Origin of the sequence: Streptomyces malaysiensis subsp. malaysiensis (assembly GCF_040653035.1) — a bacterium.
GTDB classification, from domain to species: domain Bacteria; phylum Actinomycetota; class Actinomycetes; order Streptomycetales; family Streptomycetaceae; genus Streptomyces; species Streptomyces malaysiensis.
Map to the genome: position 1 here is coordinate 71,467 of NZ_JBEZNG010000024.1, position 16,110 is coordinate 87,576.

General features: G+C 72.6%; 7 protein-coding genes. 4 read left to right on the forward strand and 3 right to left on the reverse strand.

Features of this window, described 5'->3' with window-relative positions:
• The first annotated feature begins 29 nt into the window (after window positions 1-29).
• Together AB0E24_RS35695 and AB0E24_RS35700 are read left to right on the forward strand one after the other, a co-directional pair.
• On the forward strand, window positions 30-1,607 hold the full coding sequence (locus AB0E24_RS35695; protein ID WP_359383433.1) for an asparagine synthetase B family protein: 1,578 nt from the start codon (window positions 30-32) through the stop codon (window positions 1,605-1,607).
• 62 nt (window positions 1,608-1,669) lie between these two features.
• Complete coding sequence (locus AB0E24_RS35700) at window positions 1,670-2,137, forward strand: NUDIX hydrolase (protein WP_079257690.1); 468 nt, start codon at window positions 1,670-1,672, stop codon at window positions 2,135-2,137.
• Window positions 2,138-2,482: 345 nt separating this feature from the next.
• Here AB0E24_RS35700 and AB0E24_RS35705 read toward each other — a convergent pair whose 3' ends face one another.
• Complete coding sequence (locus AB0E24_RS35705) at window positions 2,483-2,692, reverse strand: DUF397 domain-containing protein (RefSeq protein WP_359383437.1); 210 nt, start codon at window positions 2,690-2,692, stop codon at window positions 2,483-2,485.
• The gene (locus AB0E24_RS35710; RefSeq protein ID WP_359383440.1) at window positions 2,689-3,525 is read right to left on the reverse strand and encodes a helix-turn-helix domain-containing protein; all 837 of its coding nucleotides are present in this window, start codon (window positions 3,523-3,525) and stop codon (window positions 2,689-2,691) included. The genes AB0E24_RS35705 and AB0E24_RS35710 overlap by 4 nt, the downstream gene beginning before the upstream one ends.
• 187 nt (window positions 3,526-3,712) lie before the next feature.
• Here AB0E24_RS35710 and AB0E24_RS35715 point away from each other — a divergent pair, with 187 nt between their 5' ends.
• Together AB0E24_RS35715 and AB0E24_RS35720 are read left to right on the forward strand one after the other, a co-directional pair.
• Window positions 3,713-4,033, forward strand: a complete 321-nt coding sequence (locus tag AB0E24_RS35715; protein ID WP_359383443.1) for a hypothetical protein — start codon at window positions 3,713-3,715, stop codon at window positions 4,031-4,033.
• Window positions 4,033-4,248: a hypothetical protein gene (locus AB0E24_RS35720; RefSeq protein ID WP_359383446.1), complete on the forward strand. Its 216-nt coding sequence runs from the start codon at window positions 4,033-4,035 to the stop codon at window positions 4,246-4,248. The genes AB0E24_RS35715 and AB0E24_RS35720 overlap by 1 nt, the downstream gene beginning before the upstream one ends.
• Window positions 4,249-4,319: 71 nt before the next feature.
• Here the strand turns inward: AB0E24_RS35720 and AB0E24_RS35725 are convergent, their stop codons facing one another.
• Window positions 4,320-16,103, reverse strand: a complete 11,784-nt coding sequence (locus tag AB0E24_RS35725) for a type I polyketide synthase (RefSeq protein ID WP_359383449.1) — start codon at window positions 16,101-16,103, stop codon at window positions 4,320-4,322.
• Between the last annotated feature and the right edge of the window lie 7 nt (window positions 16,104-16,110).

Here is a 16,110-nt window from a genome sequence, read left to right on the forward strand (position 1 = left end):
CGGCCCGCCGCCGGGCCAGGAGGCGCGCGATGATCAAGATGCAATTGACGGGAGCGACCGACACAGGCGGCTGGCATTGGGACGGGTGCCGGTGGATCTCCGGCCGGTCCTGGATCGAGCCCTTTACGCACCCCGCGATCGAACACGTCATGGTCACCACGCCCGAATCCGGCCAGTCGTGCCTGATCGTGCGCGAGGCCGCCAGCGGCCGACAGCCGGTGACGAAGATCAGGCGTGTGATGAGCGATCCGGGTTACCGGCGGGAGGTCGAAGAGGCCGACGCCTGGCCCCTGCAAGCGGTACGGGTGGAGATGGCCGCCGGGCATGGGGTACGGATCACATGCGGGGAACGGGGCGTCGCCCCCCTCTACCTCCACCCCACCGGCGGCCAGTTGAATGTTTCGTGGGATCTGCTCGATCTGGACCCCGAGACCGATGATCTGGACGCCCGCGAGGTCGCCGCGATGCTCGCCTACCGCAGCCGCTACAGCACAGCGACGGTCTTTCGCACCATCCGCCAGCTCACTGAACGCGCGACCGCCGCATGGGACCACACGACCGGCCTGAACATCGGCTACCCGCCCCCGGCCCTGCACTCCCGGCCTCGCATCCTGCACCCCGACGCCGATCCCGTGGCCGCATTCAGCGACTTGTTGCGACGTGAGGTCACAGCCCGTCCGCTGTCCACCGACGGCTGCGCGGTGGAGCTGTCCGGCGGCATGGACAGCTCCATGACCGCGCTCGCCCTCGCCGAGACCGTCGGACCAGTCCGCACAGCGGCCCTCATGCTCGGCGGGGACGTCGGTGATCAGCAGCACCGGCGGCGCTGCGAGATCTCCGCGCGCGCCCGCCTTGGCCCCGACCTGACGGTGCCCGTCGCAGAGTTCGGCCCCTTCCACCCCACCGGGCCCCGCGCAAACGGCCGCCCCACAAGCCCCACGGACGGCACCTACGCCGAAGCCGTGAACGAGTTATACAGCCGACTGAGCGCTGCCGGTGCTCGGTGGGTGTTCACGGGGGTCGGCGGCGACGAGCTGTGCTTCCAACGGCCGGAGGAACGAGTCCTCACCGGCGACCCGTGGAACCTGCACCCCGTGCCCGACCACCTCGGCCCCCGCGCCCGGGATGCCCTGCTTCACATCGAGGACGACCTGGCGCCCGCATCCGTACTCCACGCCTCCACCCTCCTGGCCCTCGCTGTCCACAGCGCGACCGCCATGCGTCATGGTCTGTGGCCCATCAGCCCTCTGGCCGCCCCGCTCGTGTTGCGATTCAGTGAATCCCTGCCGCTGGAATGGCGGCGGGGAAAGAGGCTGATGCGTCTCCGCCTGGAACAGGCCGGGTACTCCCGCGAGGTCGTCCACCCGCCGCTGCGGGAAAACTTCGCAGTCACCTGCGAAGCGGCCATGCTCCAGGACGGCCTGCCACTCCTGTGCCAGTGGCTGCCCGGATCGATCCTCACCCTTCAGGGCCTGCTGGATCCCGTCGAGCTGAGCACGGAATGCGCGACCGTAGCCACCACTGGGCAAGGGGCCGGCGAGCTGTACCGGCCTCTGGCATTGGAGGCCGCCCTACGCTCTCTGGCCATACTGGCAGCGACGCCGTGAAGATCGAGTGGGGCGTGCTACGTTCCGAGAGCCCGGTCGCACACCGCAGGACGAGGACCGTCATGACGTACACGCCGCCGCTTTGGCCCGTTTCCGTGAAGGGCGTCGCACTGGACGCTCAGGACCGCGTGGTGCTGCTGAAGAACGAGCGCGATGAGTGGGAGTTGCCCGGCGGTCGTCTGGAGATCGGCAGCCCTGATGGAGCGGTGCCACCGGATGCCAGCCCGGAAGCCGCGCTGGAACGGGAGATCCAGGAGGAGACCGGCTGGGAGGTCAAGGCCGGCCCCCTCATTGACGGCGGTGTATGGATCTACCAGCCCGTCCCCGGCCGGAGGGTGCTGATCGTCACTCACGGGTGCACCGTACTGACCCCCGACCGGCCTCCGGTCGTCAGCCATGAGCACAAGCAGCTCGGCATGTTCACCGCCGACGAGGTGCCCGAGCTGAACATGCCCGACGGCTACAGGCAGGCCATCGCTGCTTGGTACGGCCGCGGGGACGTGGGCTTGGAGGACTACGAGCGGATGTAGCGACCGTGGGCGGGGGCGAGATCACGCAGCAAGCGGAGAGGAACCGGTTCCCCAGTCCACGGCCCTCGGCTCGGCACACCCAGTGGCACTGGGCCACCCCCGGGTGGCCGGGGCCACGAGAAGAGCATCAGGTGGCGGGAATACGTCCGCCTGCTGCGGCAGTTTGTGCGCCTTGCGCACCGGCCACAACGGCCGGCGAGCCCCGCAAAGGTCCTTCGGTCGAACCGGCGCCAGGTAGGCGCAGGGCAGAGCGTCGTCGGACGCGGGCGGCGTGGCGGTGTGCCGGTACGACGACGGCCCCCGGTCCGGGGGCCGATCGCTTCGGTTGCTGGTTACTGTGATGGGTCAGGTGGTGGGGAACTCCCCGCGCCTGATGGCGGAGACGAACGACGACCAGGCGGTCGGCTCGAACATGAGCGCCGGGCCGTGCGGGTCCTTGCTGTCACGGACGGGGACCACGCCGCGCGAGGCGACGAGGTTGGCGGCGACCTCTATGCAGGCGCCACCGTTGTTGCTGTACGAGGACTTGAACCAACGCGGGGATTCGGTCGTCACGGGGTGCCCTTTCGCAACTGGCGGATCATGGCTACAGACTGAGCCTGAGAAGGCGCTTCGGCCTGTAGCTGATGGTAGGCCGTCAGTAGGGGCACCACTGAGGTGCTGTCCCGCTCGAAATGGCCCCGCTGGGCGGACTCCGCGTAGGACATGAGCGAGCGGTCCGACATCGTCAGGATGTAGAGCGGCAGGTCGAACGGGCGGCGCGTACCCATTTCGAACGGGGCGACCTGAAGCACGGTGTTCGGCCGCCCGGCGAACTCGATCAGTTGCTCCAACTGGGCGTTCATGATGGCGGGTTCACCGACGGGCCGACGGAGACAGCTTTCGTCCAGCACCACGAAGACCAGCGGCGGGGACGTCCGGACGAGCGCGGCTTGCCGCTCCGCGACGAACGCCACCCGCTCCTGCGCCTGCTCGGCGGTGATCGCCCCTCGCTTGACCGCGCCCTCCGCCAGGGCCGTCGCGTACTCCGGCGTCTGGAGCAGACCGGGGATGACGCCCACTTCGTACAGCCGGATCTCCGCTGCCCGGCCCTCGTGCCCCACGTACTCGGGGAAGCCCACCAGCAGGCTGCCGTGGCGGATCTCGCGCCACTCGCGCTCGAACGAGTCTGCCGTTCCCTCGGTCCCGAAGGCGCGGTCGATGCTACGCACCAACCGAAGAGTTGGAGGCTTCCGAGCAGTTTCGATAGCCGAAACGTGCACGCTGGAATATCCCGTCCGCTCCGCCAGGTCCTCCTGCGTCCAGCCACGGCCTTCACGCAAGCTGCGCAGGCGGGCCCCGAAGGCGGCCAGCGGACTGCTGTCCGGGTGTAACTCCTTGCGGTTCAAGGGGCGTTCACCATCCATCCGTTCCTATCTGATCAGTTGAATGATTCCCCGCTGAAGGTCACGCTGAACCTCCTTGGTAATCACATCACTACGGAGAGGAGTGGTCGGTGGCCGACGTTGCAAAACCCCCGCGACCGTCCGATCGGTCCGGGGGCGTGACCCTCAACTGCTTGCAGATGGTGATCCGGTGACCGCCGACGGACGGGCCGATCCTGTCCTCTCCCCCGGGTGCCCTCTGTGCGCCGCCCCCGGCGACTTCGGGCCCCACAACCCCACCGCGCCGCGTTCGGGCCTGTGCCCCGCGTGCGTCGCGGCCGGAAAGCCCACCCGTGGCGGTCTCGAACAGGCCGTCGTGATCGTCGCCGGACAGACCCTCACAGGAGCCGAAACCCTCGACCTGGCCGGCGCCACACCCGAAGAACTGACCTACCACCTCGGCATGGTGAAACGGAGCCTGCGCAGCCTGCTCCAACTCCTCGCCCCCGTAGCGGGAGAGGAGGACCGCTGATGGCCGCCAACCGGCGTGGCCGGGACGAACAGCCGAAGATGACGATGCGCGTCTACACCATGGCGCACAACGGGATCGTCACCGCCCGGCGGGCGATCGTGGCCGTCCTCGACGGGGAGAGGAGCGACGCCTACTCGCTGGGGCAAGCGTGGCCGCCATGCCAGTGCCCCCGCCATCGCGACCACAACAACCCCGACCGGTTCAAGCGGTCCTGAGAACAGCTGCGCAGGCGGGCCCGGCCCTTTGAGGGCTCGGGCCCGCGTCCGTCAGTCCGTCCATCCGTCCGTCAGGACAGCCAGTCCTCCACGGCCCGTGCCGTCGTCCCGGCGTGCTCCTCCATCATCGTGAAGTGGTTCCCCGCCACATCGAGCGCGGTGTGCGGCAGCTGCCAGTACGACCGCCAGTCGCCGTCGTCGCGGGACCAGTCGAAGAGCCGCTCCCCGGCCCGGACCAGCAGGGTCGGCGTCTTGATCTCGCTGGGCCGCCACTCCCCGAACAGCCGGAAGTACGCGCCCATGGCCAGCAGCCGGGTGTCGTCCACCGGCACCTGGCCCGCGCTCCGCTCGTCCATTCCGGCGCTCAGTCCGGGCTGGAGGCCCACGGCCGCGTCCCGGTCGTGCGAGTAGATGTCGAGCAGGACGACCGCGTCCGGGAAGACCCCGGTGCTCTCCAGCCGCGCCGCCACCTCATGGGCGAGCAGCCCGCCCGAGGAGTGGCCGAGCAGGACGAACGGCGCTCCGTCGGTCTCCCGCAGCACCGCCTCGGCCTGCGCCTCGACCACCGCCTCCGGGGTGGCCGGCAGCCGCTCCCCGGCGACGAAACCGGGGTTGCCCATTGCCCACACATCCCGGCGGCCGCGGAATCCGGCGGCGAACCGGGCGTACTGGTGCGGGCCGCCGATCGACAGGATCGAGGAGAAGCACACCAGCGCGGGCCCGGTCTCACCACGCGACAGCCGTACCAGCGCGGGCGCCTTGTCCAGTTCGGCGGCGCTTGCGAACGAGGGCCGGAACCGCGAGAGGTCCATCAGCAGCCGGGTGAACTCCTCCTGCCGGCCGAGCTGTCCGGCCTCCCGCAGCATCGCGCCGAGCGCGGCCGACGGCTCCGCGCCCGCCGCCTCCTCGCGCGCCGCGTCCGACACCGCGCCGCCCTCGGCGGCCACCGCACCGGCCAGCCGCGCGAGCAGCTGCCGGGCGGCCAGCTCGGGCGTCGGATGGTCGAACAGCAGCGTCGGGGGCAGCCGCAGCCCGCTCGCGGCGCCGAGCCGGTTGCGCAGCTCGACGGCGGTCAGCGAGTCGAAGCCCTGCTCCAGGAAGCCCCGTGCGGCCCCCACCGCCTCCGCGTCCGCGAAGCCGAGGACCGCGGCGGCCTGGCCGCGGACCAGGTCCAGCACGGCCTTCTCGCGCTCCGCCTCGGCCAGCCCGGCCAGCCGCCGCGCCAGCGAGGGGCCACCGGTGTCGGCCGCCCCGGCGGAGACGGCGCGCCGCCGGGCCGGGGCCCGGACCAGTCCGCGGAACACCGCGGGCAGCGCACCCTCGGCGGCCTGCTCGCGCAGCGGCGCGGTGTCCAGGTGCAGCGGTACGAGGACCGCCTCACCGCCCACCCCGCACGCCGTGTCGAACAGCTCCAGACCGTCCCGCGAGGACAGCGGTGCCATCCCGGAGCGCTCCATGCGGGCCACGTCCGCGTCCGCCATGCCGCCGGTCATCGCGCTGCGCTGCTCCCACAGGCCCCAGGCCAGCGAGAGCGCCGGGAGTCCGGCGGAGCGGCGGTGCGCGGCGAAGGCGTCCAGGAAGGTGTTGGCCGCCGCGTAGTTGGCCTGGCCCGGCGCGCCGAAGATTCCGGCGGCGGACGAGAACAGCACAAACGCCTTCAGGTCCAGGCCGAGGGTCAGCTCGTGCAGATTGACCGCCGCGTCCACCTTCGGCCGGACGACCGTGTCGATCCGCTCCGGGGTGAGCGCGGGCAGCAGCCCGTCGTCCAGCACTCCTGCGGTGTGCACGACGGCGGTGAGCGGATGCGCCGGGTCCACCTCGGCCAGCAGCATCGACAGCGCCTCGCGGTCGGCCACGTCGCACGCCGCGACGCTCACCTCGGCGCCCAGCGCGGTCAGTTCGCCGACCAGCTCGGGCATCCCCTGGGCGCGCTGACCACGGCGGCTGTTGAGCAGCAGATGCCGTACGCCGCGCTCGGCCACCAGATGGCGGGCGAGCTGTCCGCCGAGCACACCGGTGGCGCCGGTGATCAGGACCGTGCCGTCCGGGTCGAACTCCGGCAGCCCCTCCGGCGTCCGGTCCTCCTCCTGAGTGGCGACCCGGGCCAGCCGGGGCGCGTGGAGGGCGCCCGCGCGGACGGCGAGCTGCGGCTCACCACCGGCCACGGCCCCCACGAGCGCGTCGGCCGCGGTCTCCTCGTGGTCCAGGTCGAGCAGCAGGAAGCGGTCCGGGTTCTCGGTCTGGGCGGTGCGGATCAGCCCCCATACGGAGCTGTGCGTCAGGTCGGACACCTCGGCGTCCGGGGAGGTGGCGACCGCGCTCCGGGTGACGAACGCCAGCCGCGCCCCGGCGAAAGCCTCCTCCGCGAGCCACGACTGAGCGGTGTCCAGCGCGGCATGGGTGGCCAGCCGTACGCCCTCCGCCAGATGGCCGCCACCGCCACCGGCGGGGCCGGTGAGCGGGAGGAGGACGACGTCCGGCCGGGGCCCGCCCGAGGCCACCACGGCCGCGAGCTCGGTCAGATCGGAGAAGACCTCGCACTCCGCGCCGGTGGACTCCAGCGCGCCAACGAGCCCGAAGGCGTCCGTGCCGTCCGCGGCGGCCTGCTCGCCGACCAGGGCCCAGCGGACGGCTCCGGGGGCCGCCGAGGGCACCGGCACCGGAGTCCACTCCAGCCGGAACAGCGAGTCGTGGTAGGTCACCTGGGCCGCGCGCAGCTGCTCCGGGGCGATGCGCCGCAGCACCAGGGAGTCCACCGACGCGACCGCGCCGCCGTTCTCGTCCGCGACGGTCAGGGCCACCGTGTCGGGACCTGCCGGGGCGATCCGTACGCGCAGCGCCGTGGCGCCCGCCGCGTGGAGGGTGACCCCGGTCCAGGAGAACGGCAGCCGGATCCCGTCGGCCCCGGCACCCAGGAACTCGCCGAGCGCGACCCCGTGCAACGCGGCGTCCAGCAGCGCCGGATGCAGCCCGAACAGCGCGGCGTCGGCGTGCTGCCGCCGGTCCAGACGCAGCTCGGCGAAGACCTCCTCGCCGCGCCGCCAGGCGGCCGCAAGCCCCTGGAACGCCGGGCCGTAGCCGAAGCCGCCCGCCGCGAACCGCTCGTAGAGATCGTCCACATCGAGGGCGACGGCCTCCGCGGGCGGCCATACGGACAGGTCCTCACCGCTGTCGGCGGCGTCACCCGGGGCCAGGACACCGCCGGCGTGGCGGCTCCAGGGCACCTCCGAGGCATCGCCGCCCCGGTGCGCGTCCGGCTCCGGGCGGGAGTAGACCTCCAGTGTCCGGCGGCCGCTCGCGTCGGGCGCGCCGACGGTCAGCCGCAGCTGGATCCCGCCCCGGGCGGGCAGGATCAGCGGCGCCTCGAGGGTCAGCTCCTCCAGCAGAGCGCAGCCAACCTGGTCACCGGCGCGGATCGCCAGCTCCACGAAGGCCGTCCCGGGCAGCAGCACGGTGCCGGACACCGCGTGGTCGGCGAGCCAGGGGTGGGTCTGGAGGGAGAGCCGCCCGGTGAGCAGGAAGCCGTCGGAGTCGGGGAGTTCGACGGCGGCGCCCAGCAGCGGATGCCCGGCGGCGCCAAGCCCCGCGGAGGCGACATCGCCCACCGAGAGCGGGACCTCGATCCAGTAGCGCTCGTGCTGGAAGGCGTACGTGGGCAGCTCGACGCGGACCGCGCCGGTCCCCTCGTACACCGCCTCCCAATCCACGGTGACGCCACGCGTCCACGCCTCGCCCAGCGAGGTCCAGAAGCGGTCGAGACCGCCCTCATCGCGGCGCAGCGACCCGATCGCGGCAGCGTCGCGGCCCGCATCCTCGGCCGTCTCCTGCACACCCATGGTCAGCACGGGGTGGGCGCTGGACTCGATGAAGGCGCCGAAGCCCTCGTCCAGCAGCCGGCGAACCGCACCCTCCAACTCGACGGTGCGACGGAGGTTGGTGAACCAGTACTCGGCATCCAGCTCCGGACCCTCGACCCACTCCCCCGTGACGGTGGACAGGAACGGCACCTGGGCGTTCTTCGGCTGTACGGGGGCCAGAAGCTCCAGGAGTTCCTCGCGGAGCAGCTCGACCTGCGCGGAGTGCGAGGCGTAGTCCACCGGCACCCGCCGGGCCCGCACCTCATCCGCCTCACACGAGGCGACCAGCTCATCCAGCGCCTCGGGCTCACCCGAAACCACCACCGACGACGGCCCGTTGACCGCCGCCACCGAAATCCGCTCCTCACCCCACGACGCGATCCGCTCCCGCACCTCCACCACCGGAAGCGCCACCGACACCATGCCGCCCTTGCCCGCAAGCACCCGGCCGATCGCCTGGCTGCGCAACGTGACCACGCGGGCGGCGTCCTGGAGCGTCAGGATTCCGGCCACGCACGCGGCGGCGATCTCACCCTGGGAGTGGCCGACCACGGCGGACGGCCGGACGCCCAGCGAACGCCACAGCTCGGCGAGGGACACCATCACCGCGAACAGCACCGGCTGGACGACGTCCACGCGCTCCAGCGACGGCGCGTCGTCGGCCCCGCGCAACACATCCACCAGCGACCAGTCGGTGAACTCCGCCAGCGCGGCGGCGCATTCGTGGATACGGGACGCGAAGACGGGCGAGGCGTCCATCAGCCCCACCGCCATCCCGGCCCACTGCGAGCCCTGTCCCGGGAACACGAACGCCGTCTTTCCGGCCGTCCCGGTGCCCTGCACCAGCTGGGCCGCCGCCTCGCCGCGAGCGAGCGCCGTCAGGGCGCGGGTGAAGTCCTCGCGGTCCGTGCCGACCAGCACCGCGCGCCGGTCGTGGACGGCGCGGGTGGTGGCCAGGGAGTAGCCGACATCGGCTGGGCGCAGCCCGGGGTCGGCATCGAGGTGTTCCAGCAGCCGCTCGGCCTGGGCGCGCAGCGCCGCCTCGCTCCCGCCGGACAGGAGCCACGGCAGCGCACCGGGCTCGGGCGCGGCGGCGTCGGCGGCCGTGGGCCGCTCCGCCGGGGCCTGCTCGATGATGGTGTGCGCGTTGGTGCCGCTGATGCCGAACGAGGACACCGCGGCCCGGCGCGGACGGCCGGTCTCCGGCCACTCGGTCTGCTCGGTGAGCAGCGACACCGCGCCCGCCGACCAGTCCACGTGCGGGGACGGCTCGTCCACGTGCAGGGTCCTGGGCAGCACCCCGTGCTCGATGGCCTTGACCATCTTGATGATCCCGGCGACACCGGCCGCGGCCTGGGTGTGGCCGAAGTTGGACTTCACCGAGCCGAGCCAGAGCGGCTCGTCCTCGGGCCGCTCCTGGCCGTAGGTGGCGAGCAGCGCCTGCGCCTCGATCGGGTCACCCAGCGTCGTACCCGTGCCGTGTGCTTCCACGACATCCACATCGGCCGCGGACAGCCGGGCGTTGGCGAGCGCCTGCCGGATGACGCGCTGCTGGGACGGGCCGTTGGGCGCCGTCAGACCGTTGGAAGCACCGTCCTGGTTGATCGCGCTGCCACGCACGATTGCCAGCACCGGATGGCCGTTCTTGCGGGCGTCCGACAGCCGCTCGACCAGCAGCATGCCCACGCCCTCGCCCCAGGCCGTGCCATCGGCCGCGGCGGCGAAGGGCTTGCAGCGGCCGTCGGTCGCGAGGCCGCGCTGCTTGCTGAAGGCCACGAAGGTGCCGGGGGTCGCCATCACGGTGACACCGCCCGCGAGCGCCAGCGAGCACTCGCCGCCGCGCAGCGCCTGCACCGCCATGTGCAGGGTGACCAGCGACGACGAGCACGCCGTGTCGACGGTCACCGCCGGGCCCTCGAGCCCGAAGGTGTACGACACCCGGCCCGAGGCGACGCTGCCCGAGCTGGCGGTGCCCATGTAGCCCTCGAGGCCGTCGGGGGCACGGTGCAGCAGAGTGCCGTAGTCGTTGTACATCACGCCGGTGTAGACACCGGTCCGGCTGCCGCGAACCGCCGCCGGGTCGATCCCGGCCCGCTCGAACGCCTCCCACGTGGTCTCCAGCAGCAGCCGCTGCTGCGGGTCCATCGCGAGGGCCTCACGGGGTGAGATCCCGAAGAAGACGGGGTCGAAGTGGTGGGCGTCGTGCAGGAATCCGCCGTTGCGGGCGTAGCTGGTGCCCTGCTGGTCGGGGTCGTCGTCGTAGAGCGACTCGATGTCCCAGCCGCGGTCGGTGGGCATGTCGGTGATGGCGTCGGCGCCCTCGGCCACCAGCTTCCACAGGTCCTCGGGCGAGGTCACCCCGCCGGGGAAGCGGCAGCTCATCGCCACGATGGCGATGGGCTCATCGTCGCCGGTGGTGGCGGCGGCCACGGGTGCCGCCGCGTCCTCCTGACTGCCCTGGGCCTCGGCCCGCAGATACTCGGCGAGGGCGGCGGGGGTCGGGTAGTCGAAGATCAGCGTGGCGGGCAGCCGGACACCGCTGACCGCGGTCAGGCGGTTGCGCAGTTCGACGGCGGTGAGCGAGTCGAAGCCGACCTCGCTGAAGGCGCGCCGCGGGTCGACCGCTTCGGGTCCGGCGTAGCCGAGCACGGCCGCCACCTGCGCACGGACCAGGCCGAGCACGATGGCCTCCGCCTCGTCGGCGGACGCCCCGGCCAGCTGCTGGGCGAGCGCGCCGGAGCGCGCCGCGGCCGCGGCCTGGGCCGCGCGGCGCGGCGGGACGCGGACCAGACCGCGGAAGAGCGGCGGCAGCATTCCGGCGGCCGCCTGGGTGCGGAGGGCGGCCAGGTCGAGCGGCATCGGCACGAGCAGCGCGCTGTCCGTGGCGTTCGCCAGGTCGAAGAGTTCACGGCCCTGGTCGGCGGTGATGGCGGCGACGCCGCCGCGCCGGAGGCGGGCGAGTTCCGCCTCGTCCAGGTCTCCGGCCATGCCGCCGGACTCGGCCCACAGGCCCCAGGCGAGGGAGGTGGCGGGGAGGCCGTTCGCCCGGCGGTGCTGGGCCAGGGCGTCCAGGAAGGCGTTGGCCGCGGCGTAGTTGCCCTGTCCGGCGCCGCCGAAGACTCCGGCGGCCGAGCTGAACAGGATGAATGCGGACAGGTCCGCGTCCTGGGTCAGCTCGTGCAGGTTCCAGGCCGCGTCCGCCTTGGGGCGGAGGACGGTGGCCAGCCGGTCGGGGGTCAGGGACGCGATCACGCCATCGTCCAGCACGCCTGCCGTGTGGATCACGGCGGTGAGGGGGTGTTCTGCCGGGATGGCGGCGAGGGTTGCCGCGAGGGCGTCCCGGTCCGCCACGTCGCAGGCGGCCCAGTGGGCTTCGGCGCCCAACGCTTCCAGTTCGACGATGAGTTCGGCGGCGCCGGGGGCGGTTTCGCCTCGGCGGCTCACCAGCAGGAGGTGGCGTACGCCGCGGGCGGTTACGAGGTGGCGGGCGAAGAGGGTGCCCAGGGTGCCGGTCGCGCCGGTGAGCAGGACGGTGCCGTCGGGGTTCCACTCGGGGGTTTCGGTCTCCGGCTGCGTGGTGGCGCGGGCCAGGCGCGGGGCCTTGACTGTGCCTTCGCGTACCGCGAGTTCCTGCTCGCCGGACGCGAGGGCGGTGGGCAGGGCTTCGAGGGAGTCCGAGTGGGTGTCGAGGTCCACCAGGGTGATGCGGCCGGGGTTCTCCGACTGGGCGGAGCGGATGAGGCCGTGGGCGGCGGCGTGGGGGAGGTTGGTGGCGTTGGTGAGGATGACCAGGTGGGTGTCGGTGAAGTGGGCTTCGGCCAGCCAGGTTTGGAGCAGGGTCAGGGTCTGGGCCGTGGTCTGGTGCGCCGTGGTGGCGGGGTTTTCCCCAATCCCGCCCCTTCCCGAAACAAGGGGCTCCGCCCCTTGAACCCCACCGGGGCTCCGCCCCGGACCCCGGTCCTCAAGCGCCGGACGGGCTGGGGACGCCGCACCGTACGAGTACGGGTCCGGGCGCCCTCCGGGCGTGTCCTCAAGCGCCGGACGGGCTTGAATTGCCGCACCTGGGCCTTCAGGTGCGGCGCTGTCCCCTGTCAGGGAAACCACGACGCGCTCCGGCAGCGCCGTTCCGGCAGCGACCGCTTCGGCGAGCGCACCCAGATCCGCGTACGCCGCGATCTCACCGCCGAGCGTTCCGAGACCGGGAACCTCGGAGCCCACCACCGCCCAGCGGTCGGGGGACACCTGCTCGGACGTTGCCGGGATCGGGGTCCAGTCCACCGTGAACAGGGCGTCCGACGCGCCGCCCGGAGCCGTCAGCTGATCCGGGGAGACCGTGCGCAGGGCCAGGCGGTCGACCGAGGCCACCGGGGCGCCGGTGACGTCGGCGAGTTGGAGGGACACCGTGCCGTTTCCGGCCGGTGACAGGCGGACGCGTACCGTGTCGGCGCCCACCGAGTGGACGCGGACGCCGGTCCAGGAGAAGGGGAGTCCGCCCTGGCCCGGGTTCTCGGTGAGGTCGCTGAGGCCGATGGTGTGCAGGACCGCGTCCAACAGGGCCGGGTGGAGGCCGAAGAGGGCGGCGCCGGGGTCGGTGTCCTCGGGGAGCGCGACCTCGGCGTAGACCTCGCCGTCGCCGCGCCAGGCGGCGCGCAGGCCCTGGAAGACCGGGCCGTAGCCGAAGCCCGCGTCGGCCAGGCCCTCGTACAGTCCGTCGGTGTCGATGCGCTCCGCCCCGGCGGGCGGCCAGGCGGACAGGTCGAACGAACTCTCCGCCGCGCCCGCCGCCAAGGCGCCCGTGGCGTGGCGTACCCATGGCTCGTCGTCTCCGGCCTCGTCGGGGCGGGAGTGGAGGGCGAGGGTGCGGCGGCCGGTGTCGTCGGGGGCGCCCACGGCGATCTGGAGCCGGACCCCGCCCCGTTCGGGCAGGATCAGCGGGGCCTCCAGGGTGAGCTCCTCGACCAGATCGCATCCGGCTTGCTCACCCGCGCGCACCGCCAGTTCCACGAACGCGGTGCCGGGCAGCAGCACCGCGCCCATGACGGCGTGGTCGGCCAGCCAGGGGTGGGTGTCCAGCGCGAGCCGCCCGGTGAAGAGGAAACCCTCCGCGTCGGCCAGGGAGACGGCCGCGCCGAGCAGCGGATGGTCGGCGGAGCCGAGGCCGACCGAGGAGACGTCGCCGTAGGCGGTGCCCGCGTCCAGCCAGTAGTGCTCGCGCTGGAAGGCGTAGGTGGGCAGTTCGACGCGTTCGGCGCCGGTGCCCGCGTAGTACGCCGCCCAGTCGGGGGCGGTGCCCCGGGTGTGCAGGGTGGCCAAGGCGGTGGTCAGGGTCTCGGCCTCGGGGCGGCCGGACCGCAGGACGGGGACGAGCGCCACATGTTCGGACTCGCCCGCCAGGCACTCCTGGCCGAGCGCGGACAGCACACCGTCCGGGCCGAGTTCGAGATAGGTGGTGACGCCCTGCGCCTCCATCGCGCGCATACCGTCCAGGAAGCGCACGGCCTCGCGGACATGGCGGACCCAGAATCCGGCGGTGGCGATCTCGGCGGCGGGCGCGATGGTGCCGGTGAGGTTGGAGACCACCGGGATCTTCGGGGCCTCGTACGTCAGGCTCTCCACGACCTTGCGGAACGCCTCCAGCATCGGGTCCATCAGCGGCGAGTGGAAGGCGTGGCTGACGGTGAGCCGCTTGGTCTTACGGCCCTGGGCCTCGAACGACGCGGCGATCGAGACGGCCGCGTCCTCGTCGCCCGCGATGACCACCGACGTCGGCCCGTTGAGCGCGGCGATCGAGACGCCCTCGGTGAGCAGCGGCGTCACCTCGTCCTCGGACGCCTGGACGGCGATCATCGCGCCGCCGCCGGGCAGCCGCTGCATCAGCCGGCCACGGGCCGCCACCAGCAGGGCGGCGTGGTCGAGCGAGAGCACCCCGGCGACATGCGCGGCGGCGATCTCGCCGATGGAGTGTCCGGAGACCACGTCCGGCTTCAGGCCCCATGACTCGACGAGCCGGAAGAGGGCCACCTCGATGGCGAACAGCGCGGGCTGGGTGAACCCGGTCCGGTCCAGCGCGGCGGTGTCGTCGCCGAACAGCACATCCTTCAGGGGCCGTTCGAGACGCGGGTCGAGCGCGGCGCACACCGCGTCCAGGGCCTGCGCGAACGCCGGGTACGCGTCGTACAGCTCACGCCCCATGCCGAGGCGCTGGCTGCCCTGGCCGGTGAAGAGGAACGCCAGCTTGCCGCGGGTCTCCACGCCCTGGACCACCCCGGCGGCGGGCGCACCGGAGGCGAGCGCGGCGAGGCGGTCGAGGAAGGTCGCGCGGTCGGCGGCGATGACGGCCGCCCGGTTCTCCAGGGCGGCGCGGGTGGTGGCCAGGGAGTAGCCGAGGGACACCGGGTCCAGCTCGGGGCGTTCGGCCACATACGTGTGCAGCCGGGCGGCCTGGGCGCGCAGCGCGTCCTCGCCCTTGCCGGACACCAGCCACGGGAGCAGCGGAAGGGTGCGGGGCGCGGCCGTCTCTTCGGCCGGCGCCACCGCCTCCTCGGCGGGTGCCTCCGTCGCCGTCGTCCCTTCGGCGGGGGCCTCCGCGGCCTCCTCCTCGCCCTCGGGGTCCTCGGCCGGGGGCTGCTCGATGATCAGGTGGGCGTTGGTGCCGCTGATGCCGAACGAGGACACGGCGGCGCGGCGCGGACGGCCGGTCTCCGGCCACGGGCGGCCCTCGGTCAGCAGCGAGACCGCCCCGGCCGACCAGTCGATATGCGGCGACGGCTCGTCGATGTGCAGGGACTTCGGCACATAGCCGTGCTCGATGGCCTTGACCATCTTGATGATCCCGGCGACACCGGCCGCGGCCTGGGTGTGGCCGACATTGGACTTGATGGAGCCCAGCAGCAGCGGCCGCTCGGCGGGCTTCTCCTTGCCGTAGGTGGCCAGCAGCGCCTGCGCCTCGATCGGGTCGCCCAGCGTCGTACCCGTGCCATGGGCCTCGACCACGTCGATGTGGTCGGCCGTCAGCCGGGCGCTGGCGAGCGCCTGGCGGATGACGCGCTGCTGGGACGGGCCGTTGGGCGCCGTCAGGCCATTGCTCGCGCCGTCCTGGTTGATGGCCGAGCCACGGACGACGGCCAGCACCTTGTGGCTGTTGCGGCGGGCGTCCGACAGCCGCTCCACCAGCAGCATGCCCGCGCCCTCTGACCAGCCGGTGCCGTCCGCCGACGCCGCGAAGGACTTGCAGCGGCCGTCGAAGGACAGCCCGCGCTGGCGGCTGAACTCGGTGAAGGTGCCGGGTGTCGACATCACGGTGACACCGCCCGCCAGCGCCAGCGAGCACTCGCCGTTGCGCAGCGCCTGCATGGCCAGGTGCAGGGTCACCAGCGACGAGGAGCACGCGGTGTCGACGGTGAGCGCGGGGCCCTCCAGGCCGAAGGTGTACGCCACCCGGCCGGAGGCGATGCTGCTGGAGCCGCCGGTGCCGAGGTAGCCCTCGACACCGGGCGGCACGGCGCGCAGCCGTGAGGCGTAGTCGTGGTACATCACGCCCGCGAACACACCGGTACGGGTGCCGCGTACGGACGTGGCGTCGATGCCCGCCCGCTCGAACACCTCCCACGTGGTCTCCAGCAGCAGCCGCTGCTGGGGGTCCATCGCGAGGGCCTCGCGCGGATTGATACCGAAGAAGGCCGGGTCGAAGTAGTTGGCGTCGTGGAGGAAACCACCCTCCCGGACATAGCTCGTGCCCGCGCCGTCCGGATTGTCGTCGAAGAGCCGCCCGATGTCCCAGCCGCGGTCGGTGGGGAACTCGGAAATGCCGTCCCCGCCCTCGGACACCAGCCGCCACAGATCCTCGGGCGAGCTGACGCCACCCGGGTAGCGGCAGCTCATCCCGACGATCGCGATGGGCTCCTGGTCCTCCGACTCCACCTCCTGAAGGCGGCGTCGGGTCTCATGCAGGTCGGCGGTCACCCGCTTGAGAAAGTAGCGGAGCTTTTCCTCATTCATACGTGCG

Coding starts and splice junctions, on each gene's coding strand:
- AB0E24_RS35695 (WP_359383433.1), top strand. CDS start 30: ATGATCAAGATGCAATTGACGGGAGCGACCGACACAGGCGGCTGGCAT.
- AB0E24_RS35700 (WP_079257690.1), top strand. CDS start 1,670: ATGACGTACACGCCGCCGCTTTGGCCCGTTTCCGTGAAGGGCGTCGCA.
- AB0E24_RS35720 (WP_359383446.1), top strand. CDS start 4,033: ATGGCCGCCAACCGGCGTGGCCGGGACGAACAGCCGAAGATGACGATG.
- AB0E24_RS35725 (WP_359383449.1), bottom strand. CDS start 16,103: ATGAATGAGGAAAAGCTCCGCTACTTTCTCAAGCGGGTGACCGCCGAC.